The 25715-nt window shown below is 60.3% G+C and carries 30 protein-coding genes and 1 pseudogene; 17 read left to right on the top strand and 14 right to left on the bottom strand.

Annotated elements, in window-relative coordinates; all coding sequences use genetic code 11:
• Positions 1 to 16 precede the first annotated feature (16 nt).
• On the bottom strand, positions 17 to 1357 hold the full coding sequence (locus tag EV130_RS23945; RefSeq protein ID WP_132661645.1) for a polysaccharide biosynthesis/export family protein: 1341 nt from the start codon (positions 1355 to 1357) through the stop codon (positions 17 to 19).
• Between the two features lie 303 nt (positions 1358 to 1660).
• Between EV130_RS23945 and EV130_RS23940 the strand changes: the two genes are divergently transcribed.
• Positions 1661 to 2851, top strand: coding sequence for a glycosyltransferase (locus EV130_RS23940; protein WP_081377144.1), 1191 nt, complete (start codon positions 1661 to 1663; stop codon positions 2849 to 2851).
• A gap of 51 nt (positions 2852 to 2902) precedes the next feature.
• Here EV130_RS23940 and EV130_RS23935 read toward each other — a convergent pair whose 3' ends face one another.
• The 3 genes from EV130_RS23935 to EV130_RS23925 all read right to left on the bottom strand — a co-directional run bounded on the left by EV130_RS23935 (position 2903) and on the right by EV130_RS23925 (position 5060).
• Complete coding sequence (locus EV130_RS23935) at positions 2903 to 3946, bottom strand: Gfo/Idh/MocA family protein (protein WP_074063257.1); 1044 nt, start codon at positions 3944 to 3946, stop codon at positions 2903 to 2905.
• A gap of 189 nt (positions 3947 to 4135) precedes the next feature.
• Complete coding sequence (locus EV130_RS23930; protein WP_074062011.1) at positions 4136 to 4477, bottom strand: SMR family transporter; 342 nt, start codon at positions 4475 to 4477, stop codon at positions 4136 to 4138.
• Positions 4478 to 4496: 19 nt separating this feature from the next.
• The gene (locus EV130_RS23925) at positions 4497 to 5060 is read right to left on the bottom strand and encodes a TetR/AcrR family transcriptional regulator (RefSeq protein ID WP_074062012.1); all 564 of its coding nucleotides are present in this window, start codon (positions 5058 to 5060) and stop codon (positions 4497 to 4499) included.
• Between the two features lie 144 nt (positions 5061 to 5204).
• On the opposite strand from EV130_RS23925, the pseudogene EV130_RS23920 reads away from it, so the two are divergent.
• Together EV130_RS23920 and EV130_RS23915 are read left to right on the top strand one after the other, a co-directional pair.
• Positions 5205 to 5605: pseudogene (locus EV130_RS23920) on the top strand (group II truncated hemoglobin).
• Positions 5602 to 5979 (top strand): DUF423 domain-containing protein, encoded by a 378-nt coding sequence (locus tag EV130_RS23915; RefSeq protein WP_074062014.1) that lies wholly within the window; start codon positions 5602 to 5604, stop codon positions 5977 to 5979. Before EV130_RS23920 ends, EV130_RS23915 begins: the two are co-directional and overlap by 4 nt.
• Here EV130_RS23915 and EV130_RS23910 read toward each other — a convergent pair.
• From EV130_RS23910 to EV130_RS23885, 6 genes are all read right to left on the bottom strand, one after another.
• Positions 5976 to 6341 carry a bleomycin resistance protein gene (locus EV130_RS23910; RefSeq protein WP_074062015.1) on the bottom strand — a complete coding sequence of 122 codons (366 nt, stop codon included), beginning with the start codon at positions 6339 to 6341 and terminating at the stop codon, positions 5976 to 5978. The two genes, EV130_RS23915 and EV130_RS23910, sit on opposite strands and share 4 nt — an antisense overlap.
• The gene (gene hmuQ / locus EV130_RS23905) at positions 6338 to 6652 is read right to left on the bottom strand and encodes a heme-degrading protein HmuQ (protein WP_132661641.1); all 315 of its coding nucleotides are present in this window, start codon (positions 6650 to 6652) and stop codon (positions 6338 to 6340) included. Before hmuQ ends, EV130_RS23910 begins: the two co-directional genes overlap by 4 nt.
• 10 nt (positions 6653 to 6662) lie before the next feature.
• Positions 6663 to 6929 (bottom strand): hypothetical protein, encoded by a 267-nt coding sequence (locus EV130_RS23900; protein WP_074062017.1) that lies wholly within the window; start codon positions 6927 to 6929, stop codon positions 6663 to 6665.
• Positions 6926 to 7339: a DUF2325 domain-containing protein gene (locus EV130_RS23895; RefSeq protein ID WP_132553730.1), complete on the bottom strand. Its 414-nt coding sequence runs from the start codon at positions 7337 to 7339 to the stop codon at positions 6926 to 6928. The genes EV130_RS23900 and EV130_RS23895 overlap by 4 nt, the downstream gene beginning before the upstream one ends.
• A gap of 109 nt (positions 7340 to 7448) precedes the next feature.
• Positions 7449 to 8729, bottom strand: a complete 1281-nt coding sequence (locus EV130_RS23890) for an energy transducer TonB family protein (RefSeq protein WP_132661639.1) — start codon at positions 8727 to 8729, stop codon at positions 7449 to 7451.
• Positions 8730 to 8790: 61 nt separating this feature from the next.
• Entirely contained in the window at positions 8791 to 9234 is a 444-nt protein-coding gene (locus EV130_RS23885) for a hypothetical protein (protein WP_132661637.1), read from the bottom strand.
• Positions 9235 to 9379: 145 nt separating this feature from the next.
• Here EV130_RS23885 and hemP point away from each other — a divergent pair, with 145 nt between their 5' ends.
• The 7 genes from hemP to EV130_RS23850 all read left to right on the top strand — a co-directional run bounded on the left by hemP (position 9380) and on the right by EV130_RS23850 (position 14384).
• On the top strand, positions 9380 to 9559 hold the full coding sequence (gene hemP, locus EV130_RS23880) for a hemin uptake protein HemP (protein WP_074062020.1): 180 nt from the start codon (positions 9380 to 9382) through the stop codon (positions 9557 to 9559).
• Positions 9560 to 9568: 9 nt separating this feature from the next.
• On the top strand, positions 9569 to 10621 hold the full coding sequence (locus EV130_RS23875) for a hemin-degrading factor (RefSeq protein WP_074062021.1): 1053 nt from the start codon (positions 9569 to 9571) through the stop codon (positions 10619 to 10621).
• 13 nt (positions 10622 to 10634) lie between these two features.
• A complete protein-coding gene (locus tag EV130_RS23870; RefSeq protein WP_074062022.1) occupies positions 10635 to 11561 on the top strand; it encodes a heme/hemin ABC transporter substrate-binding protein in 927 nt (308 codons plus the stop codon).
• Position 11562: 1 nt separating this feature from the next.
• The gene (locus EV130_RS23865) at positions 11563 to 12678 is read left to right on the top strand and encodes a FecCD family ABC transporter permease (protein WP_074062023.1); all 1116 of its coding nucleotides are present in this window, start codon (positions 11563 to 11565) and stop codon (positions 12676 to 12678) included.
• 12 nt (positions 12679 to 12690) lie between these two features.
• The gene (locus tag EV130_RS23860; RefSeq protein WP_132661635.1) at positions 12691 to 13485 is read left to right on the top strand and encodes a heme ABC transporter ATP-binding protein; all 795 of its coding nucleotides are present in this window, start codon (positions 12691 to 12693) and stop codon (positions 13483 to 13485) included.
• Positions 13486 to 13625: 140 nt separating this feature from the next.
• The gene (locus EV130_RS23855; protein WP_074062025.1) at positions 13626 to 13973 is read left to right on the top strand and encodes an ElaB/YgaM/YqjD family protein; all 348 of its coding nucleotides are present in this window, start codon (positions 13626 to 13628) and stop codon (positions 13971 to 13973) included.
• Between the two features lie 9 nt (positions 13974 to 13982).
• On the top strand, positions 13983 to 14384 hold the full coding sequence (locus EV130_RS23850) for a hypothetical protein (RefSeq protein WP_074062026.1): 402 nt from the start codon (positions 13983 to 13985) through the stop codon (positions 14382 to 14384).
• 386 nt (positions 14385 to 14770) lie between these two features.
• On the opposite strand, the gene EV130_RS23845 is transcribed toward EV130_RS23850, so the two are convergent.
• Together EV130_RS23845 and EV130_RS23840 are read right to left on the bottom strand one after the other, a co-directional pair.
• Positions 14771 to 15325 carry an RNA polymerase sigma factor gene (locus EV130_RS23845; protein WP_022717008.1) on the bottom strand — a complete coding sequence of 185 codons (555 nt, stop codon included), beginning with the start codon at positions 15323 to 15325 and terminating at the stop codon, positions 14771 to 14773.
• Between the two features lie 10 nt (positions 15326 to 15335).
• On the bottom strand, positions 15336 to 15542 hold the full coding sequence (locus EV130_RS23840; RefSeq protein ID WP_074063259.1) for a NepR family anti-sigma factor: 207 nt from the start codon (positions 15540 to 15542) through the stop codon (positions 15336 to 15338).
• 269 nt (positions 15543 to 15811) lie between these two features.
• On the opposite strand from EV130_RS23840, the gene EV130_RS23835 reads away from it, so the two are divergent.
• The 4 genes from EV130_RS23835 (at position 15812) to preA (ending at position 20880) form a co-directional block, all read left to right on the top strand.
• Positions 15812 to 16606: a response regulator gene (locus EV130_RS23835; protein ID WP_074062027.1), complete on the top strand. Its 795-nt coding sequence runs from the start codon at positions 15812 to 15814 to the stop codon at positions 16604 to 16606.
• A gap of 235 nt (positions 16607 to 16841) precedes the next feature.
• On the top strand, positions 16842 to 17795 hold the full coding sequence (locus tag EV130_RS23830; protein WP_074063260.1) for a sensor histidine kinase: 954 nt from the start codon (positions 16842 to 16844) through the stop codon (positions 17793 to 17795).
• 397 nt (positions 17796 to 18192) lie between these two features.
• Positions 18193 to 19554, top strand: a complete 1362-nt coding sequence (locus tag EV130_RS23825) for an NAD(P)-dependent oxidoreductase (RefSeq protein WP_132661631.1) — start codon at positions 18193 to 18195, stop codon at positions 19552 to 19554.
• Between the two features lie 12 nt (positions 19555 to 19566).
• Positions 19567 to 20880, top strand: a complete 1314-nt coding sequence (gene preA / locus EV130_RS23820; protein ID WP_074062029.1) for an NAD-dependent dihydropyrimidine dehydrogenase subunit PreA — start codon at positions 19567 to 19569, stop codon at positions 20878 to 20880.
• Positions 20881 to 21046: 166 nt separating this feature from the next.
• Here the strand turns inward: preA and ftrA are convergent, their stop codons facing one another.
• Positions 21047 to 22036 (bottom strand): transcriptional regulator FtrA, encoded by a 990-nt coding sequence (gene ftrA / locus EV130_RS23815; protein ID WP_074062030.1) that lies wholly within the window; start codon positions 22034 to 22036, stop codon positions 21047 to 21049.
• 69 nt (positions 22037 to 22105) lie between these two features.
• On the opposite strand from ftrA, the gene EV130_RS23810 reads away from it, so the two are divergent.
• On the top strand, positions 22106 to 22522 hold the full coding sequence (locus EV130_RS23810; protein ID WP_074062031.1) for a rhodanese-like domain-containing protein: 417 nt from the start codon (positions 22106 to 22108) through the stop codon (positions 22520 to 22522).
• Positions 22523 to 22604: 82 nt separating this feature from the next.
• Positions 22605 to 23657, top strand: a complete 1053-nt coding sequence (locus EV130_RS23805) for a magnesium and cobalt transport protein CorA (protein ID WP_074063261.1) — start codon at positions 22605 to 22607, stop codon at positions 23655 to 23657.
• Positions 23658 to 23699: 42 nt separating this feature from the next.
• Here EV130_RS23805 and EV130_RS23800 read toward each other — a convergent pair whose 3' ends face one another.
• On the bottom strand, positions 23700 to 24710 hold the full coding sequence (locus EV130_RS23800; RefSeq protein WP_132553712.1) for a zinc-dependent alcohol dehydrogenase family protein: 1011 nt from the start codon (positions 24708 to 24710) through the stop codon (positions 23700 to 23702).
• A gap of 102 nt (positions 24711 to 24812) precedes the next feature.
• On the opposite strand from EV130_RS23800, the gene EV130_RS23795 reads away from it, so the two are divergent.
• Positions 24813 to 25712, top strand: coding sequence for a LysR family transcriptional regulator (locus tag EV130_RS23795; RefSeq protein ID WP_074062033.1), 900 nt, complete (start codon positions 24813 to 24815; stop codon positions 25710 to 25712).
• Positions 25713 to 25715: the final 3 nt, after the last annotated feature.

Genomic DNA, 25715 nt, shown 5'->3' with positions numbered 1-25715 from the left:
CTCGAATTCATATGGTTTACTGCACCCGCAAAGGAGGATTGGCGGACGAAAGCATCGAACCGTCCAGGTTCTTGGAGACATTGTAGCGAACGTCCAGCACATCCCCCGGCTCGAGCTGAGCGCTATCTGGAACCGGAGCGGTGGTGCCAGAATCGCCGCCGCGGGTCAGCCAATATTCGAGCGGTTGCACGTCGACGGCCTGAAGGCTTTCGTAGCGCGAAACGGACGCGCCTGCGGCCTGCAGCAGCTGAACGGTCGTGGAGCGCTTCAGCCGCACGTCTTCCAGCTCCGCTTCTGTTACCTGCAGTTCCTGCCCCACCTCTGTCTTGCGCTGACCCTTCAGGTTGAGGGCTTCGCGTTCGGTTTCGTTCAGCTTCTGCTTGGCCTGCATGGACGCGACGACCAGATCAAGCTTGTCGCTCTGCATATCGGCGACGATGCGTTCGAGGGAGGTCTTGCGGGAGGTGGTCAGGATCTTGGTGTCGACGAGTTTCGAGATGTCGCCAAGCTCATCCTGGGCGATCTGGACTTGCCTTTCCTGCGCCACCATCTTTTCGTCGAGCACAGTGATCTCGCTTCGCAAGAGCTTCATGAGATCTGCGGCAGATTCCAGCTGGTGCCGCAAGGCGTCGGCTCTTGCCGTAAACAGAGCGCTCTCGCTTTTCAGTATCTGGCCCACGACTGAACCTTCGGGGGCACCGGTCAGTTCCGGTGGAAAATCCACGGAAGGCTTGTCGTAGAGCTCGGCGATCAGCCTGGCGCGGCGGGCCATGAGCTGTTTTGCCTGAAGCTCGAGCCGGCTGAATTCCCCGGCATAGCGAATCTGCTCGGCGTCGGCATATTCGCCGGAGCGGTCATTGCGGCGTTCCCGCCCGCCAGCCAGGGCAAGCGCTTGCTTGACGGTCAGTCCTGGCCTGAATTCGAACTCGTTCGGCCGCTCGACGGCACCGGTGACGTAGACCATTGGGTATTTGGCGATCTCAACCGAGGCGATCGGAGCGGTCGCAAGCCCCGTCAGTTTTTTGATCCTGTCGCCGATCAGGAGCGCCGTCTCTTGCGTCGTCTTGCCGAGAACGGCAATCTCGCCGACCATGGGCATCGAGATATCGCCGCGCTGAGACACGGCATATTCGCCGTTGAGAGCGGTCCATTCCTTGTACTCGCCCGTTGAAGACACCCATTCCACCACCGAGACCTTCATCCTGGTCTGCGCTCGGATTCGGTAGCTGTCGTCTGCAGCATGGACGGCTTGTCCGGTGAAAGCGGTGCCAATGAGCCCTGCCGCCATGATGAAGCGGAGGACACGACGGGCGCCGGGCAATGCGGTTATTGAATTGCGTACGGCAGCAATGGGCATGGCGCGACCTTGTTCTCCTCGTCATTCTGCAGCGAGCAAACCGCTGAACGACGATGATGCGCCTAATGCAATTCGAGTAAATCCACCGCGAGGCAGCCTGCTTTAGTCCAATCTGGGGAAGACGGAGTAGAAAACCGCCGTCCGCTTCCTCCAGTTGCAGTAATTTCGGCCCAGTGTCCGCTCCACATAGGTCTTTCGGCCGTGGCTCTACACCGTTTTAAGGCCGTAGCAGACCAATCTAAGCGCTGTGGAATGCCCTCCGCTTCAACGATGATGGCCAGACTGGTTGGCGAGGGAGACATCATGCGTGTCGCAATTGTTCATTACTGGCTGGTTTCGATGCGCGGCGGCGAGAAGGTCGTCGAGGCCCTCTGCGACATGTTCCCAGACGCCGACATCTTCACGCTCGTTTACGATGAAAGCCGAGTTTCCGAAAAAATAAGGGGACATATCGTCAAGACGTCGTTTCTGCAGCGCTTGCCGGGTGCCGTCAGGCACTATCAGTCGCTGCTTCCGCTGATGCCGTTCGCGCTCGAAAGCCTGGATCTCAGCGGATACGACCTCATCATCTCGAGCGAATCCGGCCCTGCCAAAGGCATCATTGCTCCGCCGCATTCGACACATGTCTGCTACTGCCATTCGCCGATGCGCTATATCTGGGATCATTATCACGTCTATCGTTCGCATGCCGGCCTCGCTTCCAGAATAATGCTTCCGGTGCTCGCCCCGCTTCTGCGGTCCTGGGATGTCAGCACCAGCATGCGCGTCGACCGTTTCGTCGCGAACTCGCACCATGTAAAAGCGCGCATCGGCAAGTATTACGGACGCTCCGCCACGGTCGTCTATCCGCCGGTGGCAGTCGAGGATTATTCGCCCTCGGAGACCATCGAGGACTTCTATCTCTGCGCCGGGCAGCTCGTCTCCTACAAGCGGGTCGATCTTGCCGTGCGGGCCTTTTCCAAGATGGGGCGCAATCTCGTCGTCATCGGCGAAGGCAAGGAGCTTGCCATGCTGAAGTCGATCGCCGGGCCGACAGTGAAATTCCTCGGGCGTGTGCCCTTTTCGGTTCTCAAGGAAAAACTCGCCCGATGCCGCGCCCTGATATTCCCCGGGGAGGAGGATTTCGGCCTTGTCCCGGTGGAAGCCATGGCGAGCGGCCGACCGGTCATCGCTTTTGGCAGTGGCGGAGCGCTTGAAACGGTCGTGCCGGGAGAAACCGGCCTCCTATTTTACGAGCAGAACGTTGAAGCCATCGTCGATGCAGTGCGGTCGTTCGAGGAACATGCCGAGGATTTCGACCCCGAAACCATTCGCACGCATGCAGCGCGGTTCAGCACCAGGAATTTCAAGTTCGGCATGGACTCGATCATCCAGGAGGAACTTCGCGCGAGAAGAAGTAGCGCGCTTGCTGCGGTCTCCCATGCAGAGACCCGCCGCTTTCCTCTGGATAGCGTCTTCCCGGTTCCCCCGCCTGGAACTGATATCGTCCACTAATGGAGCGTCGGCGCAGAGGGCGCCACGACTTTCGTATGCGTCGCGAGGAAATCACACCTTCAGTTCGCGCCGTTCACGCTCGGTGATCATGGCAAGATCAATCACCTTCTGCAGGTTGGCGGCATGGCGGAAGTTGGGGTCTGGTTGCACGCCGCTCATCACCGCTTTGGCAAAGCGCTGGTAGTTTGTTGGCACCGGAGCGACCTCGATGTCCCTCCAGGTCGCACTCTCGATGTTCTCGCCGAGGCAGCCGCGCAGCTGCGAGCCGTTCGGCCGGTGAATGACCTCGAGGCTGCCCCGTTCACCGTAGATGCGAAGCTTCAGCTCATTGAGATGGCCCGTCGCCCAGCGGGTCGCGTGAATGACGCCGAGCGCACCATTGGCGAAGTCGACAGACATCGTGAAGCTGTCGTTGGCATCGAGCAGATACTCGCCGATCTGGCCGCCTGGCGCCTTGTTGAAGGTCTTGAGCCGCGCAAAGACGTGGTCGATGTCGGTTGCCGCGCCATAGGCGGCGAAGTCGAGGATATGGATGCCGACATCGCCGAGCACACCGTTGGAACCGTGACCGGTCGAAAGCCGCCAGAGCCAAGTCGATTCCGTGCGCCAGTCCCCCCAGGCCCGCGACACCAGCCAGCTCTGCAGATAGGATGCTTCGACATGCTTGATGGTGCCGAGCTCGCCGGCAAGCACCATCTCGCGGGCGCGCTGCAGCGGCGCGACGTTGCGGTAGGTGAGGTTGACCATGTTGACGACACCGGCCGCTTCCGCCGCTTCCGTCATCTCCAAAGCCTTCGGATAGTTTTCCGCCAGCGGCTTTTCGCAAAGTACATGCTTGCCGGCAGCAATCAGCGCCATGGTCGTGGGGTGATGGATGCGGTCAGGCGTGACGTTCGTCGCAGCGTCGAAATCACCCCAGGCTATCGCGTCGTTCAATGTCAGGAAGCGTTTTTCGATGCCGAATTCATCGGCGAAGAGCTTCAGGCGATCTGGATCGGTATCGACCGCGCCGACGACCTCGACACCATCCATGTGCGCGAAATGGCGCAACTGGTTCTTCGCCATTACGCCCGTACCAAGAACGAGTAGTCGCATGAATGCTTCCTCAGCAGTGAGCGGCTTGGCCGTTCGGTGCGGTTTCGGGCCGCGCTTTTCAATCGGCTCCTGTGCCTTCCTTACCGGCTCATTTGGGGCATTCGCGATGCTCGTCAACGCACCCGGCACACAGACCTGTTGGCACCCCTCCTCCAAAACACGGCAATGAGCGAAGAAAGTCCAGAGAAATCAATGAGAAATGGACTTCGAAAAGATGTTGACGACCAAAACGCCGGTAATGATCAACCCAAGCCCGATCACGGCGGGAAGATCGAGCCGCTGCTTGAAATAGACAAACCCGACCACCGAAATCAGCACTATCCCCAATGCGCTCCAGATCGCATAGGCAATACCGACCGGTATCACCTTCAAAGTGAGCGACAGGACGTAGAAGGCAGCCGTGTAGCAGACGACGAGAAGTACGCTTGGCCAGAAACGCGTGAGCTGCTGCGAAAGCTGCAGCGCGGTCGTGCCGATCACTTCCAGTACGATTGCGGCGAAAAGCAGCGCGTAGACGGCAGCCGGGCTCATGGTTCTGTCCTTTGAAAAATTAGCGCTTGGTAAGTTCAGTAAGCCGGCCAATCAGCGCGCTGCGTTCGGCAGTACCGATCAAGTGGCTCTCGGTCGCGTCGGCAAGCCAGAGACCATCGGCAGCAAAGCGCACGATCTGAGCGTCGATCGACGAGTCGGTGCCGACATATTCGTCGGCCCGCTTCCGTACCCATTCCCGCCAACGCTGGCGCAGTCGCGGCTCGGCCAGCATTGCAATCGTCACCTGCGTCCAGTGACGGGAGTCATCCGTCCTTTTCTTGATGTCGGCGCATACGAAAAGATAGGCGCGCGTGAAGCGCCCGTGCGACACCGGATCGGCCCGCATCAGTTCCTCGAGCTCTTGATCGAAACGTTCGAGCAGACTGTCGAACAACGCATCCAGCAGCGCATTCTTGGTCGGGAAATGGTGCAGCAAGCCGCCCTTGCTGATGCCCGATGCGCCGGAGACGGCGTCGAGCGTCACGGACGCCATGCCCTGCTCCGTCGCAAGGCGTGCGGCGACATCCAGCAATTGCCGGCGCACGAGAACGGGCTGTTTCTTGCGATGATGAGCAGTTGACATGTTGTCCTAAAAATACCGTCTGGACGGTTTTGTCAATCAGAATCTGCGTTCTGACCCTGCTGGGTGAAATGCCGCGGACCGTCGCAACCGGTTGCGATCAGGGCAGTGGAAGTGCATTAAGAAGCGGAGTTCAGGAGGCGGAATTTGATGGAAGAGGCAATCACGCTTTATCAGGCGATCGGCGGAGATCTCACGGTGAGGGCGCTGACGCAGCGTTTCTACGAGCTGATGGACTCGCTGCCCGAAGCAAGGCGCGTCCGCGCGGTCCATCCGCCAAGTCTCGAAGGCAGCGCGGAGAAATTTTACGAATATCTGACCGGCTACCTCGGCGGTCCGCCACTGTATACCGACAAACGCGGCCACCCGCGACTGCGCAGCCGCCATTTCGCCGCCGCGATCGGCCCGGTCGAGCGTGACGAGTGGCTGCTCTGCTTTCGACGTGCAATGGACGAGACGATTGTTAACGAGAAGCTGCGTGAGATCATCTGGCCGCCGATCGAACGGCGGCGTTTCACATGCAGAACAGGGAGCAGGTCCAACCATGATCTCGAACACGCGTGCCGCACCGCTATTCTTCGTCTTTGCCGGTCTCTTCGGCGCGGCAGGCGTGGCACTTGCAGCCGTAGCGGCGCACGGCGGCGGTGAAGCCGCGCTCGCAGCCTCCGCCTCCGCAATGTGCCTGGCACATGCCCCTGCCCTGCTCGGTCTGGCAATCGGTCTTGAGAAGATCAAAACCGCCCGTCTGGCCGGTTTTCTGATCATCGGTGGCACACTGCTCTTTGCCGGCGATCTCGTGATGGTGCGTTTTACGGGGATCGGGCTATTCCCCTTTGCCGCGCCAGCTGGCGGCTGGGCAATGATGCTCGGCTGGCTGGCGATCGCCGCCGGCGGCCTGATGCGCAGCAAACCACAAGCTTAGCGCTGCGGCACGCGGCCGAAGCGCAGCAAGTTGCCGTGCGGATCATGGATGTAGAATTCCTCCATGTTCCAGGGCCGCACTTGCATATCCGTCAGATGCCTTACGCCCCTTGCGCTATATTCCGCGTGGAGGGCCGCAATGCGTCCGCCGCGCAGATAGATCGACGTCTTCTCCGGCAGGCTGGCATCGTTGGTGCGCCAGAAATGCAGCTCCATCTGGTCGCGCCTCACGATCAGATAATCAGGCGTTTGGTGCACGATCTGCGCAAAGCCGAGTTCGTCACGATAAAAGGCAAGCGTCTCGTCGATATCGAGCGAGGGCAGGACCGGCAGAACTTCGATACGGTCCGGATCGCCGCTCATATGCCGTCCACGACATTGAAACCTTCGAATACCGGCGACCCCTTGTACATGACCTTATGGTTACCCGCATTGCGGTGCGCCGTGCGGAAATTCTCGGATTTCGTCCAGTTCTGGAAATCCTCTTCGCTCTGCCAGAGCGTGTGCGAGGAGAAAAGCGTATAGCCCTCCTCGGCATCCGTCGTGCCTCGCAGCAGGCGGAACTCGACGAAGCCGGGCACCTGCGCAAGACTGGAGTCGCGGTTGCGCCAGACGTTTTCGAAATCCGCCTCGGCGCCAGTTGCGACCTTGAAGCGGTTCATCGCAATATACATCGCCAGTTCCTCACACCTTCTTGCCGTCCGCGCGGGCGTGCGGGAAAGCAACGACATTATTGCCGTTTGCCGCCTCGCGGCCAAGCGCTGCATCGGTCTTTTCTCCGGGCATGCGCGCTTCCCAGACAGGAAACTCCATCACGTTCGCATAAAGCTGCTGGCGCTCGGCATTTTTCACCAGGAGATCGTAGAGCTCGGGCACGAGGCCGTCGCCGTTCTGGGCGGCGAGCTTGTGCAGGCCGATCATCATGAGCCCTTCAGGGCGTTGGTCTTTCATCGGGAATTGTCTCGTTCGTTCATGGTCTGCAGCGCACGCTCCAGGCTTGATTTGCTACCATTTCGCAGGGGAATGAAGGCCTTGCCGAACTTCTTGCAACCGGTCTTCACCCGCAGGCAGGCATCGTGGCTGATACAGTCGATAGGGCAGAACACGCAGTCGACGGAGGGCAGAACCGTATCGATCCGTGAGACCGCCTCTCGCAGTCCGCCGTCATGATGGATCAGTTCGGCGCCGAAGCTGCTCGCGATCTGGCGCAGATGGGCCACCTGGCAATCGCGGCCGCCGACATAGAGGAAACTGCGGCCATCCAGTCTCGATCCACCGGAAGATTGCTGCGCCGTCTGCGCTGCCACATCCGCGTTCACGCGGATTTCCCGGTTAGATCCCTTCTTAGCCTTCCGAGCCATTTATCACCCGTTCGCTCGTTAATCGTCACACGATTCTAACGTGTGCGAACGGACCTTATTAAACCTGAGTTTTACAGTAAAGTATAAAGTTGACAGGTTTTGTCATATTTTACCGCCGGCCCGAGATCTGCACGTCCTGCGTGAAGGTCCAGACCGGCTTGCCCCATTCAGAAGGCAGCGGCGGGAATGGCGAGGCACGGCGGACACCGGCCACAACTGCTTGATCCAGCTCGGGAATTCCCGAGCTACGCGCGACGGAAACAGACGTCAGCGAACCGTCGCCCCCGATCGTCAGGCGCACTCGGACACTTATCGCAGCGCTCATCCGCTTATATTCCGTGGGCACCTTGACGGTGCGGCGAATGCGCGACTGCACCTTGCCGGGGTAATTTGCAACGGCTGCACTTCCGGCACCGCCCGAGCTTCCGGCACTGCGCGAATTGTGGCTGGAGGCTGCCGTCTCGCTTCCATCGCTGGCCCCTCGCCTGGAATCCTGCTTGTTCTCGCCTTGAGAGCCGGCAACCTTCTTTTCCGTCTTCTTGGGCGGCTCCTTCTTTTCCACCGGCGCCGGCTTTTCAGCCTTCGGTTTGACTGTCGGTGCCGGTGCCTTTTCCGGCTGCACCGGCTCCGGCAGCGCTTCGGCGGCCTCGACCGGCTCGACGGGCTTCAATTCCTCCGGTGCATGCGTGGCCATCGGCTGGACGAGCGAGGTCTCAGCGGGAACGTTCGACGTCAGCACCTCAGGCTCTTCCGCGGTCACAGTCTGCGGGGAGACCCGCGTAACCTCCTGGACTGGCTCTACAGCCTCTGCCTGCGTCGGCTGCACCCTTTCCGTTGGAACCTCCGCCGGCTGGACTTCTGTCGGCTGAACCGTCTTCGGTTGCACCATCTCTGCAACCACGACTTCCGGCTGCGGCTCGACCTGCAGATCCGGATCGCCGGCAGAGGCCTGGTCGGCTTCCGAATCGCCTAGAATGACGACACTCACTGCCTCGCCTGCTTCCTCCTCCGGGTCGTGTGGCGTCACGGCCAAGCCGATTGCCAGAGCCGTGACGAGGATGGCATGAAAGGCAAACGAGGTCAGGCAGGCGGTGGCTACGCGTCGCTTGCTCGGCTTCGGCTCGCTTGCCTGCTTTTCAAGGGCATCATGGTCCATCGGCGGCACGTCTGCCGCTCCTGTTTTGCGAGCCTGCGGATGTTCCGGAAAGGATTCGATGAGCGAGTGGCGCGCATAGTGGATGACGGCTTCTGCGGCGGGCTGGCGCTGCGCATGGCGCAGCTCGGGCAGTTCATGCCCGGGATGGATGCCCGGCATATTGTCGTTCAAGCCGTCAGCGTCCTGCTCCACGATGAAATCGTGTCGCAACCTGGATTTCGCTGGAATTGCCATATGCCTGCCCCGGCCCGGTTTGAAACTGAAGCCCGCCGGAGAGCGCCCCGGCGCAAATTGCTCACCCCTCGAAGGGAACGCTAATCTGCGAACGGGTAACGAGACCTTTCATGCATTCGCCCGCTGCCGGGCCATCGCAGACCGGCGTATCGTTGATGAGAATGCGGGTCACGGCCTCGCACTTCAAATTCGGCATGTCGAACTGCCGCACGCGCTTCTTGCCCTGCGGCAGATCGCGAAAGTCGAGCACGGTGATCTTGTCGACGGTGTTCTTGTCGTTGAAGAAGGCAAGTTCGAACGAGATCTTGTTGACGGGTGCTGCAAGTTTGTTGAGCGCCACGAAGGTCATCATGCAGCCCTTCTGCGAGGGCGTCAGCGCATTCAACTCGACTTCGAGGGGATTTGCAGGGGCGGTTGCGGCGCCGCCTTGCGCATAAGCGGAGCAAAGACTTCCGGCCGCTATCAATCCGCCTGCCAAAAGTGCTGCAAATCTGCCCGCCGCCATCATCGCTTCTCCACTGATTTTTCAGAACTTGAGTGTGAAACTCTTCTATTGCGTGTTTAAAAAATGATGACTATGAAAGTCAAGTTAATTGTATCGTGGCCGGAGGAAAACAACCCCCGGCACCAGCGGAAAATTGCCAACCGATATGATGGTTGAGAAGCCAGACACCTTTAAGCATGCGCCTCTCCCGCGGGAGGCAGCCGAAATTCGCACCATCGAAAGCGCGGACATTTTCCGCGGTGCGAACGAGATCGTGATCCGGCATGGTGGCGTGGTCTACCGCATGAAAATTACCCGGCAGGGCAAACTCATTCTCAATAAGTAAGGGTAGCAGATGACTGATGAGACCAGACCGGCGCCGGCCGAAATTCGCGCGTTCCGCGCCGAAAATCCGCAGATGCGCGAGCGCGATATCGCATCGCGGCTAAACATTTCCGAAGCGGCCCTCGTCGCCGCCGAAGTCGGCATTTCCGCAACTCGCATCGACGCCAGCGCGCTGAAGCTTCTCGAGCGCGTGGCCGAACTCGGCGAAGTCATGGCGCTGTCGCGCAATGAAAGTGCCGTCCACGAAAAAATCGGCATCTTCGAAAACATCAAGATGGGCATGCAAAGCGCAATCGTGCTTGGCGAAAACATCGACCTTCGCATCTTCCCGACCCGCTGGGCCCATGGCTTTGCCGTCACGAAGAAGATCGGCGACGACGAACGCCTCAGCCTGCAGTATTTCGACAAGGCTGGCAAAGCGGTTCACAAGGTGCATCTGCGTCCGAACTCGAACGTCGAGGCCTACCGCTCGATCATCGCTGATCTGAAGCTGGACGACCAGTCGCAGGAAATCGTCGAGGCCGAAATCTCCGCTTCAGAGGATGAATCGGGCGACGTCGACCGCGACGAATTGCGCGCCAACTGGAGCAAGCTCACAGACACGCATGAATTCTTCGGCATGTTGAAGCGCCTGAAAATCGGCCGCCAGGCCGCGCTGCGCACGGTCGGCGACGATTACGCCTGGAAGCTCGACAACATGGCGACGGCAGAGATGATGAACGCCTGCGTCAGGGCCGGTCTGCCGATCATGTGCTTTGTCGCGAATAACGGCATCGTGCAGATCCATTCCGGCCCGATCTTTACCGTTCAGGCCATGGGACCTTGGATCAACATCATGGATCCGACCTTTCACCTGCATCTCCGCCAGGACCACATCGCCGAGACCTGGGCCGTGCGCAAGCCTACCAAGGATGGCCATGTCACCTCTCTGGAAGCCTATGACGCCAACGGCGAAATGATCATCCAGTTCTTCGGCAAGCGGAAGGAAGGTTTCGACGAGCGTACCGATTGGCGCGAGATCATCGAAAGCCTGCCGAAGGCCGGAACGAGCATCGCAGCGTAAGGGAGTGGGAACGATGAGAATAGCTTCGAACTTGAGCCGCCTCCGGCTTTGCGAACTGGCACTGACCGCAGCCGTCATGGCGCTGCCTTTGCTGGCCGCCACAACGGCGGGAAATAGCTTTATCCGGGCGGCGCGGGCCGAGGAACCGAAAAAGATAGACACCTCGCGTCTTGTCGCCGTCGGCGGCGACGTGACCGAAATCGTCTATGCGCTTGGCGAAGAGGGCCGCCTCATCGCCCGCGATTCCACCAGCACCTATCCCGACGCGGCCTTGAAGCTGCCGGACGTGGGCTATATGCGGGCTCTCTCTCCGGAAGGCATCCTTGCCGTCAACCCGACCGCGATCATCGCGGTGGAAGGATCCGGTCCGCCTGAAGCGCTGACCGTCCTGAAGAACGCCAGCGTGCCGTTCGAGACGGTTCCAAATAGCTATGATCGGGCCGGCATCCTGACGAAGATAAACAAGATCGGCACGTTGCTTGCAGTGTCCGACAAGGCCAAGGCGCTGGAAACCAAGGTCGGCGCCGATCTGGATGCCGCGATTGCCGAGGCCGGCAAGCGGCCGGAAGCGGAACGCAAGCGCGTGCTTTTCATCCTCAGCACGCAGGGCGGCAAGATCATGGCCTCCGGCGCGGACACGGCGGCTGATGGCATTATCAAGCTCGCGGGTGCCATCAATGCCGTCGGCACCTTCTCAGGCTACAAACCGGTGACCGACGAGGCTATCGTCGAGGCAAAGCCAGACGTGATCCTGATGATGAACCGTCAGGGCAGTCACGCGGCCGCCAACGACGACCTCTTCAAGCAGCCGGCGCTCGCCCTGACCCCCGCGGCCCGGAAGCAGGCGGTCATCCGCATGGATGGCCTGCATCTTTTGGGCTTCGGTCCGCGCACGGCAGGCGCCGTCCGCGAATTGAACGCGGCCATCTACGGGGGCTAAGATGGCTCTGCTGGCCGCCATGACGGGACGGAAACGATCGCTTCTTTCGATAGCGGCGTTTCGCGAGCACCGCCGGGCAGGCGATCGGCGCCGCCTGGCGGTCTTCGTGATTGGCCTGCTCGTGGTGGGTTCCGCCTTGTCGCTGCTGTTTTCGGTGACCACCGGCGCGTCGGATGCCTCGATTGTCGACGTGATTGCAAACGTGGCAGGTTCGCAGGCGGCGCTGACCACGCGCGACCGGATCATCATCTTTGACATCCGGATGCCTAGGGCGATCCTCGGCTTTCTCGTCGGCGGCTCGCTCGCCGTCTCCGGCGCCGTGATGCAGGGACTGTTCCGCAATCCGCTTGCCGATCCCGGCCTCGTCGGCGTGTCGTCCGGAGCGAGCTTCGGCGCTGTCGTGATGATCGTGCTCGGCGGAACGATCGCCCTGCCATTATTTGCGCTTCTCGGAATCTATGCCCTGCCGGTTTCAGCTTTCGGCGGCGGCCTTGTCACGACGGTGCTGCTTTACCGGATCGCAACGACCAATGGCCAGACCTCTGTCGCCACGATGCTGCTGGCTGGAATCGCGCTCGGAGCGCTCACCGGTGCGATGACAGGGCTGCTGACCTATATCGCCAACGACCAGCAGCTTCGCGATCTCACTTTCTGGTCCATGGGCTCGCTCGCAGGCGCAACTTGGGTGAAGATCGCCGCCGCCGCGCCGATCATTCTGGCATCTTTCGCAATCCTGCCCTTCATGGCGCGCGGACTGAATGCCATAACCCTTGGCGAGGCGGCAGCATTTCATATGGGCGTTTCGGTTCAGCGGCTGAAGAATATCGCGATCGTAACCGTTGCCGCGGCAACCGGCGCGTCGGTTGCCGTCAGCGGCGGAATAGGTTTTGTCGGCATAGTCGTGCCGCATCTGCTTCGCATGATCATCGGGCCCGACCATCGCTATCTGCTGCCGGCCTCGGCTCTTCTCGGCGGCTCGCTCTTGATCTTCGCCGACGTTCTGGCGCGCACCATCGTCGCGCCCGCCGAATTGCCAATCGGCATCATCACGGCTGCCGTCGGCGGACCTTTCTTCCTGTGGATATTGTTGCGGCAGCGCTCGCGGCTTGCGCTCTAAAAGTGAATTTCGATGATCGAACTTTCCGGCATCTCGGTCCGCCTGTCGGGCAAGACTATCGTGCATGACGTCAGCTTTACGGCGAAGGCCGGCCAATTGACGGCGATCGCCGGACCGAACGGCTCCGGCAAGACGACCACAATGAAGGCGATCTCAGGCGAGCTTTCGTGCGACGGATGCGTGCGCATCAACGGCGAGGAGGTCAAGACGATGCAACCCTGGCAGCTGGCTGCCATTCGCGGCGTGCTTCCGCAGGCAAGCGCCATTTCCTTTCCGTTCACGGTGCGCGAGGTCGTGCGCATGGGACTGACGACGGGGCTGAACCTGCACCACGAACGGGCCGAGCAGATCGCGGCGCGGGCGCTCGCCGCCGTCGACCTTGGAGGCTTCGAAGGCCGATTTTACCAGGAGCTTTCGGGCGGCGAGCAGCAACGCGTCCAGCTCGCGCGCGTGCTGTGCCAGATCTGCGAGCCGGTCGTGGAGGGAAAACCCTGCTGGCTGCTGCTCGATGAGCCGGTATCCAGCCTCGACATAAGCCATCAGCTGACGATCATGAGCCTTGCACGAAAATTTTGCGACGCAGGCGGCGGCGTGATCGCGGTCATGCACGATCTTAACCTGACTGCTCTTTTCGCCGACCAGATCGTACTTATGAGAGCCGGGGGACTAAGCGCTGCCGGCAGCGTCAGCGACGTGCTCACGGACGAGCGCATGCAATCTGTATTCGGATGCCCGCTGCGCATCAATCAGGTTCCGACGGACGGAACGCCCTTTGTCCTGGCTCACAGCGCGCTGGCCGGCCGCTAACGGCCGGAACTTTTGATTGGCAAGCGCGTTGTCGTGTCGATGATTTGGATCAATGCCGGGCGATACTACTTATTGCAATGATCGGTGCTGACGTTTGAAACCGGCGCGCCTTTGCGCGCGCCCATGCCAAGGAGAGCATCATGGCTTCCATCCTCCCGTCCATCCGCGGCCGGCGCCATGGCAACGGTACGCTTCACGACATCGAATCCACGATCGAGGATCAGATCGAAAGCCTGCGCGACGAAATCGCGAGCCTGACGAAACTGGTTGCGAAAGATTCGCGGCGACGCGGCGAGAAGCTCCGCTATCAGGCGGCCGCCGGCTATGACGAACTCCTCGGCCGCAGCGAAGACCTGCTTCACGATCTGCAGGAGAGCTATCTGCGCGGCGCAAACGAAGTTCGCCATACGGTACGCAGGCATCCGATCGCAACGATCGGTGCGGCGGCCGCCTTCGGCCTCGTGCTCGCGCTCCTCGCACGCCGTTAAGGAGGATCGATGCTCTTGCCGATCCTCAGCCTTTTGATAGGAAACAGTTTCCAAAGGACCGTTGCGCGAACCAAGCGCAACGGTATTTTCATTGTGCTCGCCGCCATCTTCCTTCTGACGGCCTATGTACTTGTGGTGACAGCCGGAACAATCTGGCTCGCGGGCATCTACGGAGCAGTGGGTGCTGCCCTCTTTCTTGCGGCATGCGCGCTGCTGATCGGCATCGTCGTGCTGATCATCATGACGATGATGAATGCACGGGAAGCGCGTCGAGCGCAGGAGCGCCGCCTGGCGATCGAGTCGCTGGCAGCCGTCGGCATCGGCCTTGTGCGTTCACAGCCGCTTTTGACGGCAGGAGTGCTTGCCGCGCTGGTTGCAACTAACCTGATGGGCTCCAAGCGCCGCGATTAGCAATGGTGACCTCCAGCCAGTCTGGAAGTCCCATTGTCGGGACCAACCGGCCGCTTCGGCCAAACGTCGTCCCGCTGGTTGTCCATAGAGTGCACGCCAAGGCCAGGCGCGTGCCGACGGAGATGGCCAGCCCGAACAAAGGCTGGCCCATACCCGTTCGTGGCTACCTGAATATTTGCCTCGGGTCGCCCGAGATTGCAACGGCAATCCTTGCCCGCAAGCCGCACTCACCTAGCGATACCGGTCATGAAAACAGCTGGTGACCATCAATCTGGGCAGCAGCACCACCGGCATTGCTGACCAGTTTTCAGGGCGAGCCTTCAGCTTCTGCACAACGAAAACCGACGCCCTGAGGCAGCCGGCTTTCCTCCCATTCAACACATGGATCAGAAGGCGAAGGCTTTCGATGTTAGCGGCGCGGATGTCGAATCCGGGCCGAAATCCGCTTCGCCGGAAATCTGCAGCAGTTCCTGGAGCCGTTGGCGCGCGCGGTTGACGCGGCTCTTGATCGTGCCGACGGCGCATCCGCAGATCTCCGCGGCCTCTTCGTAGGAGAAGCCCGATGCGCCGACGAGAATAATCGCCTCGCGCTGGTCTGGCGGCAGTTGATCAAGCGCCTTCTTGAAATCCTGCAGGTCGAGGGCGCCGTACTGCGCCGGATGCATCGCCATGGATTCGGTGAAAAGGCCGTCGCTATCCTGGATCTCGCGGCCGCTCTTGCGCATCTGGCTATAAAGTTCGTTGCGCAGGATCGTGAAAAGCCAGGCCTTCATGTTGGTGCCCATTTCGAAGTGATCCTGCTTTGCCCAGGCCTTCATGATGGTGTCCTGCACCAAGTCGTCGGCGCGATCGTGCCGGCCGATCAGCGAAATCGCGAATGCACGCAGACTCGGCAATGCCGCCAGCAGTTCGCGTTTGAAGCTTGGTTTAGCCTTATCCATCAGCCCGCCCTTAATCGGCCAGTTTGGCCGAAGCCAACATCTCAGCCTGGTCCAGCTTCTCGAGCAGGTCGAGAAAACGATCGGGGATTGCCTCGTCCTGCGCGGCGGCATAAAGGGACCGCAGTTTGACGCCGATTTGGTTGTTTGGATCGAGGATATCGCTTGCGCGCGTTTCGAGCCGCTGCTGATTCTGTTCTTCTGTCTGCTGCTTTTTCATCAACTCGTCGCTTCTTGCCGTTGTCTTTGTCTGAATGGACGATACGTTTGCGCTGCGGCTTGATATGCCAACAGCACCTTCCGCCGCCCGAGGCGGTTGGTGCTGAAATACTTGCCGTTTATCGAGTCTCAAAATCGCGGTACGCCCTTCATTCGTCGCCAGCATAATGCAAGGCTGTGAAAAAAGTTCCGCATATACTGGAACTTTTTTAATAGCGCGACGTTTCCACTGCATTAGAGCCAGTTATGGCCTACGGACGGGAGTTTTTAATGACACTTTCTACTCGAATTGCGCCGCATCTTCCTTATTTGCGTCGCTATTCCCGCGCGCTGACCGGCACCCAGACTTCAGGTGATGCTTACGTTGCCGCTGTTTTGGAAGCGATCATCGCCGATATTTCGATTTTCCCGGATACCGAGAACGACCGCGTCGCGCTCTACAAACTGTTCACGAAACTGTTTGGTTCCACCGCCATCCAGATTCCCGAGCCGGCATCGCCTTACGCCTGGGAACAGCGAGCGACCGTAAACCTCGGCAAGGTCTCGCCGCTTGCCCGCCAGGCCTTTATCCTCGCGTCGGTCGAGAATTTCCGCGTCGGCGAAATCGCCGACATCCTCGAGACCGATGACCAGGAAGTGATGAGCCTGCTCGACAAGGCCTCGCAGGAGATCTCCCGCCAGGTGGCCACCGATATCATGATCATCGAAGACGAGCCCCTGATCGCGATGGATATCGAACAGATGGTCGAAAGCCTCGGCCATAAGGTTACCGGAATCGCCCGCACCCATTCAGAGGCCGTGGCTCTTTACAACAAGACCAAACCGAACATGGTCCTTGCCGATATCCAGCTTGCCGACGGCAGCTCCGGCATCGACGCCGTGAACGACATTTTGAAGACATCAAGCGTGCCCGTGATTTTCATCACCGCTTTTCCAGAGCGCCTATTGACAGGCGAGCGGCCGGAACCGACGTTCCTGGTCACCAAGCCATTCAATCCAGACATGGTCAAGGCTTTGATCAGCCAGGCGCTATTCTTCAATGAATCCACCAAGGTCGCGGCATGAAGCAGAACCGAAGCGACGGAACAAAGGCAATAGCGAGGCGTTCCCAGCTAGCTGGGGCGCTCCGGCAACAGCTTTAACTGTTTCTCCAACGCTTGGTCATAAAATGACCAGCGGGGTTCCTGAAATGGCAACCTCTTTCCAGCTGAACAAGAAGGATCGAAGGAAAGGCGGCCTGGTGAATACGACAGAACCATTAACCGGCAAGCCCTTCGCGCTGGAGGGCAAGTCCGCGATGATGGAGCGGGCGCTGAGTAGCGCTGGAATTTCTATTCTCTTCCAGGATTCGACGCTGACACTTTCCTACGCCGAAAATCTTCCCCGCCATTTCGCCGAATTGTTTTTCGCCGGCGGCAGCGACAGCGACCTCTTCGGCAAGGCGCATGGCGATTATCTGAGGACCCTGAAGTTCAAGGTGCTCGAAACCGGGGCGGCGACCAATGCAGAGATCGATATGGACGTGGATGGCGAGGTCCGGACCTACGAACTCAAAGTACAGCGCATCAACAACGGCGGCTCCCTCGGCATTCTTTCGGTCATTTCCGAAGTCACCGAGATGCGGCACCGTGAAAAGGTGCTGAAATCGCTCCTGCGCGAACTGTCGCACCGCTCCAAGAACCTGCTGGCGATCATTCAGGGCATTGCGACGCAGACGGCCCGCAATACGCTGTCGCTCGACAGCTTCCTTGCAAAGTTCCGCGGCCGCCTTCAATCGCTTTCCAACTCGCAGGATCTCATTACGGATTCGAGCTGGCGCGGCGCCTATCTCTTCGACCTTGCGCAAAAGCAGTTCGCACCCTATTGGCCGGAAACGGCAGGCTCAATGCCGATCTTCGGCATCAACGCGCATATGACCCCGAATGCCGCCGTACATCTCGGATTGGCGCTTCATGAGCTCATCGTCAATTCGGCCTCCTATGGAGCAATTGCCGGCGGCGGCTCCTCGATCACGCTGAACTGCAAGGAAGCCAGGCACAACGACAAGAAAGCGATCGAGATCGCCTGGGTGGAAATCCTTCCGAACCGGACAGAGGTTCACGAGTTCAGCGAAAACAGCTTCGGCAAGACCGTGCTGGAACGCGTCGTTCCCTCCTCTATGAACGGCAAGGCGGAACTCCGGCTCGTCCCTGGCCGTATAGAATATTACCTGCAGATCCCCGAGACGGAATTTGAAATCCTGAAGCGTCCCTGAGCTTCGCAGCGCCGGGCCTCAACAAAAAACAGCCAGTGCGAGGGCGGCGCACTGGCTGTTTTCACTCATCGGGAGGGGACCGTGAGTAGTCCGGATGATGGGTTGGGGGCGCGCATGTTGGGTCGATGCGATCATCATCCGGATGCCGCATTAACGACCGCGTGGACCTTTGGTTCCGCAAGGTTCGGAAAAAAATTGAATTTTTATGAATATTTTTGGCAAGGTGCGAATGCCATCCTTCATCGAGAAGGCTCGGACGCACCCTACGCTGCGAACTGATGTAATAAAGACAGAGACTTATGCGGATACAAAGTTCAAAATTTTACCGTTTGATAAATTTTTTATCCTGAGTTACGCTTTCCCTCACTAGCCGTTTACCAATAATGAGGGAACTTCAATGGAACGACTGGAAACTGGGATTCATTCCGGCCGGCTCTCGGGCGCCGAGTATGAAACTAACTTTTCCGATCTGCATCCGCGCCTCGACAATCATGAGGCGCTGGTCGCCGCCGACCGTTGCTATTTTTGCTATGATGCGCCGTGCATGACGGCCTGTCCCACCTCCATCGACATCCCGCTGTTCATCCGCCAGATCGCAACCGGCAACCCGATAGGTTCGGCCAAGACGATCTTTGACCAGAACATCCTGGGTGGCATGTGCGCCCGCGTCTGTCCCACCGAAGAGCTCTGCGAACAGGCCTGCGTGCGCAACACCGCAGAGGAGAAGCCCGTCGAGATCGGCCGCCTTCAGCGTTACGCCACTGATATGGCCATTCAGGCTGACAGGCAGTTTTATGAACGCGCTGCCTCGACCGGCAAGAGGATCGCAATTATTGGCGCCGGACCGGCCGGCCTTGCCGCCGCTCACCGTATTGCGGTGAAGGGCCACGACGTCGTCATCTATGACAGCAGGTCGAAATCCGGAGGCCTGAACGAATATGGCATCGCCACCTACAAAACAGTCGACGGCTTTGCCCAGAAGGAAGTGGATTACGTGCTGTCGGTCGGCGGTATCGAAGTCCGCCACGGCCAGCAGCTTGGCCATGATTTCTCGCTTGCCGATCTGCAGTCCCAGTACGACGCCGTCTTCCTCGGCATCGGCCTTGCCGGTGTCAATGCCTTGCGCGTCGATGGTGAGAACCTGCCGGGTGTCGAAGACGCGGTCGATTTCATCGCCGGTCTGCGTCAAGCGGCGAACAAGGCCGATGTTGCCATCGGCCGCCGTGTCGTCGTTCTCGGCGGCGGGATGACCGCTATCGATGCGGCCGTTCAGGCAAAACTGCTAGGCGCCGAAGAAGTGACGATTTGCTACCGCCGGGGCAAGGAGCATATGAACGCCTCGGAGTTCGAGCAGGACCTCGCAACGTCAAAGGGTGTCATCATCCGCCACTGGCTGGCGCCGAAGTCCATCCTGTCGCAGGACGGCAAGGTCGCCGCGATCGAGGTGGAATATACCAGGCTCGTCGACGGGCGTCTCGTCACCACCGGCGAAACCGGCGTCATCGCCGCCGATCAAATCTTCAAGGCGATCGGCCAGACCTTTGAAGCATCCGGTCTTGGTTCGCTGCGCATGGAATCGGGACGGATCGCAATCGACGGCGAAGGCCGCACCTCGCTCGACGGCGTCTGGGCGGGAGGCGACTGCGTCTTCGGCGGCGATGACCTGACCGTATCTGCCGTCGCGCATGGCCGTGATGCTGCCGAATCCATCAACCGTGTGCTTGCTGCCGGTGCGCAGCCAGCCGCCGCCGTCGCGTGAGGAGAATGAACAATGGCTGATCTCCGCAACAATTTCGTCGGCATCAAGTCGCCCAACCCGTTCTGGCTCGCCTCTGCGCCGCCGACCGACAAGGCATATAACGTCGAGCGCGCCTTCAAGGCGGGCTGGGGCGGCGTCGTCTGGAAGACGCTGGGCGAAGAAGGCCCGCCCGTCGTCAACGTCAACGGCCCGCGCTACGGCGCGATCTGGGGAGCCGACCGCCGCCTGCTGGGTCTCAACAATATCGAGCTGATTACCGACCGCGACCTTTACACCAACCTGCGCGAAATGAAGCAGGTGAAGATGAACTGGCCGGACCGCGCCCTGATCGCCTCGATCATGGTTCCTTGCGAGGAAGATGCCTGGAAGGCGATCCTGCCGCTCGTGGAGGAGACCGGCGCCGACGGCATCGAACTCAATTTCGGCTGTCCTCACGGCATGTCCGAGCGCGGCATGGGCTCCGCGGTCGGGCAGGTGCCGGAATACATCGAGATGGTCGTGCGCTGGTGCAAGCAGTATACCCGCATGCCGGTCATCACCAAGCTGACGCCGAACATCACCGACATCCGCAAGCCGGCACGTGCCGCCAGGGCCGGCGGTACGGACGCCGTCTCTCTGATCAACACGATCAACTCGATCACCGCGGTCAATCTCGACACATTTTCTCCTGAACCGTCGATCGATGGCCGCGGCAGCCATGGCGGCTATTGCGGCCCGGCGGTGAAGCCGATTGCGCTCAACATGGTGGCCGAGATCGCCCGCGATCCGGAAACATACGGCCTGCCGATCTCCGGTATCGGCGGCGTGACCACCTGGCGCGATGCTGCCGAGTTCCTGGCGCTCGGCGCCGGCAACGTGCAGGTCTGCACCGCGGCCATGACCTATGGCTTCAAGATCGTGCAGGAGATGATCACCGGACTCTCCGACTGGATGGACGCCAAGGGCCACAGGTCGCTCGACGATATCACCGGCCGCGCCGTTGCAAACGTATCCGACTGGCAGTATCTGAACCTCAACTATGTCGCCAAGGCGAAGATCGACCAAGATGCCTGCATCAAATGCGGCCGTTGTCACATCGCCTGCGAGGACACCTCGCATCAGGCAATCACGCAGTTCGTCAACGGCATGCGCCACTTCGAGGTGATGGAAGAGGAATGCGTTGGCTGCAATCTTTGCGTCAACGTCTGCCCGGTCGAAAACTGCATCACCATGGAGGCCCTGCCCGCCGGTACGCTTGACAAGCGCACGGGCCGCCTGGTCGATCCGAATTACGCCAACTGGACGACCCACCCGAACAATCCGATGGCAAGACAGGCGGCAGAGTAAAAGACGGCAGCGGCCCCAAGCCTGCGGCAATGCCCTCATCCGGCTGCCGCTCTTTCCTCTCAGACGGTGAAGTATGCCGTTTGGGCGCGACCTTGAGGATGATGCGCCCCTCTTCCCGCAGGTTAGGGGCATCGATTTGGCGCGATCCGCGCAACAAAAGACCGCGCTACACCCCGAACGACTTCCTGTAGGCGCTCGGGCTTGTCCCAAGCCGCTTGCGGAAATGATGCCGCATCGTCGCCAGCGTGCCGAAGCCGCTGGCGACGGCGATGTCGTCAAGCGATGCGGCGACTTCCCTTTCCAGGAGATCGCGGGCCCGGCGAAGCCGCTCTTTGAGCAGCCAGTTGCCGACGCTGAGGCCCGTCGTCTTTTCGAAGCGGCGCTGAAAGGTGCGCAAGCTCATGCCCGCTCTTTGCGCCAGCAGGCTGATCGACTGCTCCTCGTCCAGTCGCTCGCGCATCCATTCAAGCAGTGGTCCGAGCCGCATTCCCTCCCGCTCTTCGAGCACGGGGGCGCTGATGAATTGCGCCTGCCCGCCTTCGCGATGCGGCGGAAGCACCAGACGTCGCGCCACACTGTTTGCGGCCTCTGCACCAAAATCACCGCGCACGACGTGCAAGCAGAGATCTATGCCGGCCGCACTGCCCGCGGCCGTCAGGATGCTGCCCTCGTCCATGTAGAGAACATTCGCATCGAAGGCAGTTTGCCGATAGCGCGCTGCGAGCGCGGCGACATAGCGCCAATGCGTCGTCGCGCGCCGGCCGCTCAAAAGACCGGACGCGGCAAGCACGGCAACGCCGGAGCAGAGCGACATGATACGGGCGCCGCGCTCATGAGCCTGACGCAGTGCATCGATCAACGGCTCCGGCACCGGTGCATCGATCGACCGCCAGCCCGGCACGACGATGAGATCGGCTTCGGCCAGAACCTCCAGGCCGCGATCGACCAAAACAGTCAATCCGCCCGCAGCACGCAGCGGCCCCGGCTCGACGCCGCAGACCGAATAATGATACCAGCCCTCGCCCATTTCCGGACGCGGAAGGCCGAAGACTTCGTAGGCAATGCCGAATTCGAAAGTGCATAGCCCGTCATAGGCAAGCACGACGACACGGGGACGTCTGAGTGAATTTGGCATGATCTTTACGCTAACCGTCATTAAAGCCAATTTCACCATGCCATAACATCGGCGATGGTCGGCTGCAACTCGAACCCAGAAAGCATACCGATGCCAAGCCCCGTCAGCGATATACCCGCCGCTTCTCCGGAAGAGACCGCCGCCTACTACGCCCGCAAGCTCGCCTTCGAGACGGACTGCTGGGACGTCCAGGCCTCCATTTCCTCGGGCAAGGCCGATTTCGTCCTGATCGACGTTCGGTCCCCGGCGCTCTTTTCCTCATCGCATCTGCCGGGGGCGATCAACCTGCCCCACGGAAAGATGACCGCCCACCGCATGTCGCAGTGGCCGGCCGATACGCTCTTCGTCGTCTATTGCGCCGGGCCCCATTGCAACGGAACCGACAAGGCGGCGCTGCGCCTGGCGCGGCTCGGCCTCTCCGTCAAGGTCATGATCGGCGGCATGACCGGCTGGGCTGACGAGGGCTTCGCCTTTGCCGGTGGTGAAGCCGCAATGGCCGCGCAGTGACGGACCTCCTTTAACGCCGATGCACATTTCGCAAAATGGGGCTATGGTTCCTTGCGTGCCGCAGTGGGAGGAACAGGTGGTTTTGGAGCGAAACGAAAATCTGAACAGCACCTCCCCTCGCGGGAAAGCCGGCGCAGTTGCGCCGGCATCGTCGCCCTCTGCTCGTGCGGGTGTCGTGGCAGCTGCCGTTTACCAGCAGGGACAGCGCATCCGCGATATCCGCATAGAAGAGGCCGGCGAATGGCGAAGGCACGACAATGCAGTCGTCTGGATCGGCTTGCACGAGCCGGACGAGATGCTGCTGCACCAGGTGCAGGCCGAGTTCAATCTCCACCCACTGGCGATCGAGGATGCCGCCCAGCCGCATCAGCGCCCGAAGCTGGAAATTTACGGCGACGCCATGTTCATCGTTGCCCGTACCGCCCACATGAAGGACGGCGAAATCGTCTTCGGCGAAACCCATCTTTTCGTCGGCCGGGGCTATGTCGTTTCCGTGCGCCACGGCGCGTCGTCCTCTTACCTTTCGGTGCGGCAGCGGTGCGAGGCGACGCCGGCGGCGCTCGCTCATGGGGAGAACTACATTCTCTATTCCATCCTCGACTTCATCGTCGACAACTACATGCCGGTGATCGAAGTCGTGCAGGAGGAGGTCGAGACGCTCGAAGACCTGATGTTGCGCGAGCAGCTTACGAAAGTTGACATCGAGCGCCTCTACCTGCTGCGGCGTAAGCTTTTGCGGCTGCGCAATGCGGTCGTACCGCTCGTGGACGTCTGTCGCCGCTATGAGCATATCGACCTTCCGGGTATGGACTCGACGCTTCAATCGCTGTTTCGCGACGTCACCGACCATGTGCGCCGGGTGCAGGAGGATATCGACGCGCTGCGTGAAGTCCTCGCCTTCGCCTTTGAAGCCAGCGTGATGATCGGCCAGACCGAACAGACGGCGATTGCCCGAAAGCTCGCCTCCTGGGCGGCGATCCTTGCTGTTCCGACGGCGATCGCCGGTATCTACGGGATGAATTTCAATGAAATGCCGGAACTGAACTTCCGGTACGGCTATTTCATCGTGCTGGGCGTGATCGCAACCCTGTGCGTGACACTCTTCGCCTTGTTCCGCCGGGCGAAGTGGCTGTAGCCGCCGCTTCCGCCAGAATACTCTGACGGGAGCAGATCCCGCTCAAAAACCGATGACGATCTTTCCGAAGGGGCCGCGATCGAGGTGTTGAAGGGCCTGCGGCAGTTCGTCGAAGCTGTAGCGCTTGTCGATCACCGGCTTCAGGCTGGTGCGATCGACGGCGCGGACAAGGTCCTCCAGCGCGCGGCGGTGTCCCACACTAAGGCCTTGTACCGTCGGCGATTTCAATAGCAACGATTGCATCGGCGCAGATAGCTCGAAGCCGTCCATGACACCGATCACCGAAATCCGGCCGTTAACCGCCACAGCCTTTAGGGACTGGCCGAAATTGGCGCCGGCTGCGATCTCAAAAATATGGTCGGCGCCGTAATCCTGCGTCAGTTCGAGGACCCTTTCGGCCCAATTCTCCCTGCCGATCGCATGATCGGCGCCGAGAGCACGGGCGCGCTCGAGCTTTTCGGCATTTGCCGAGGTGATGATGACTTCGGCACCGTGCACCTTGGCAAGTTGAAGACCGAAGAGCGCTACCCCTCCGGTTCCCTGAATGAGCACCTTGTCGCCGGCCTTCAGCCTGCCGAGTTCGACAAGGGCAAACCACGCCGTCAGACCGGCGCACGGCAGCGTGCTCGCTTCAACGGCATCGAGCGTCTTGGGCGCGTGAACGAACCAGTCCTCGCAAAAGGTCACATACTGGCAGATCACGCCCGGATAATATCCGCCGAGTGTCTTGTAGGGCGGGTGGCGGGCATCGCCGAGGCCTGGCCCGTTGATGCGCCCAGGATGAAAGGTCGTGATGACGCGGTCGCCCGGCTTGAATCGCGTGACTCCGGGACCGACAGCTTCGACCACGCCGGCAAGGTCGGATCCCGGAACGAACGGAAACTGCAGCGGCAGACCCATGCCGGTTTCGAGCACCAGCTTGTCGCGATAGTTCAGCGATACCGCCTCGGCACGGACCAGAACCTTGTTGCCGGTCGCTTCTTCGACAGCCGCTTCACGCACCATCAGGTTCGTCGGTCCGACGTCGTCGATCGCCCATTGCTTTGCCAACATTCTTCTCACTCCATTCGGTTGACTGAGCCGAAGCATATCGTTGAAATTTAAGCGACAGTTGCGTTATTAATTCCACAAACTGTTTCTCTAAAGGATACAATCATGGAACAGCTCAAAGGCATATCGGTGTTTGTCGAGGTCGCGGAAGCTGGCGGTTTTTCCAAGGCCGCCGAGCGCCTTCATTTGACGCGCTCAGCCGTGGGAAAGACGATCGCACGGCTGGAACAGAGGCTTGGCGTGCGCCTGTTTCACCGCACGACCAGAGCGCAGAGCCTGACGGAGGAAGGCCAGTTCTTTTACGAGCACTGTTTGCGGGCAGTGGAGGAGATCACGCGTGGCGAAGCGCTTCTGGAAAGCGGCAAGCGGGAGGTGCGGGGGCGCCTGCGCATCACAATGCCGGTTCTTTTCGGGCGCCAGTGTGTGGCACCGATACTCATCAAACTGCTCGACGAACATCCGCATCTCGAACTTGATCTTTCCTTCAACGACCGCATCGTCGATCTGGTCGACGACGGTTTCGACCTTGCCGTGCGCAACGGCCCTCTCGGGGATTATCCCGGCCTGATGGTGCGCGTCATCGCGAAGCAGCGCATGACTGTTTGCGCCTCTCCGGGCTACCTCGAACGCTGCGGCATCCCAAGCAAGCTCGAGGACCTCGAGGTCCATCATGGCATCGTCTATGGGAGGCAGGATCGAAACCGCACCTGGATATTCCCGACAAACGCCGAACCCCTGCGGCAGGTATTGCCGCGATCGCGGCTGCGGCTCGACGATCTTGCCACAATCGCCGACGCCGCGGCACAAGGCGTCGGCCTTGCCTGGCTACCATGCTGGCTCGTGCGGGATCGCGTTGCATCCGGCGAGCTTCGTCGGGTCTTGACGGATATTCCGGCTGTCGCCTTTGACGCCAATGTCGTCTGGGTAAAGTCGCCTGCAATGCAGCCGAAGGTTCGGCTCGTGATCGACACCTTGGCCGCAAAGCTGCCGGGTCTCATGAGTTAGCGA

Source organism: Rhizobium azibense (genome assembly GCF_004342325.1).
Classification (GTDB): Bacteria; Pseudomonadota; Alphaproteobacteria; order Rhizobiales; family Rhizobiaceae; genus Rhizobium; species Rhizobium etli_B.
This window is presented reverse-complemented; position numbering and strand designations above follow the sequence as displayed.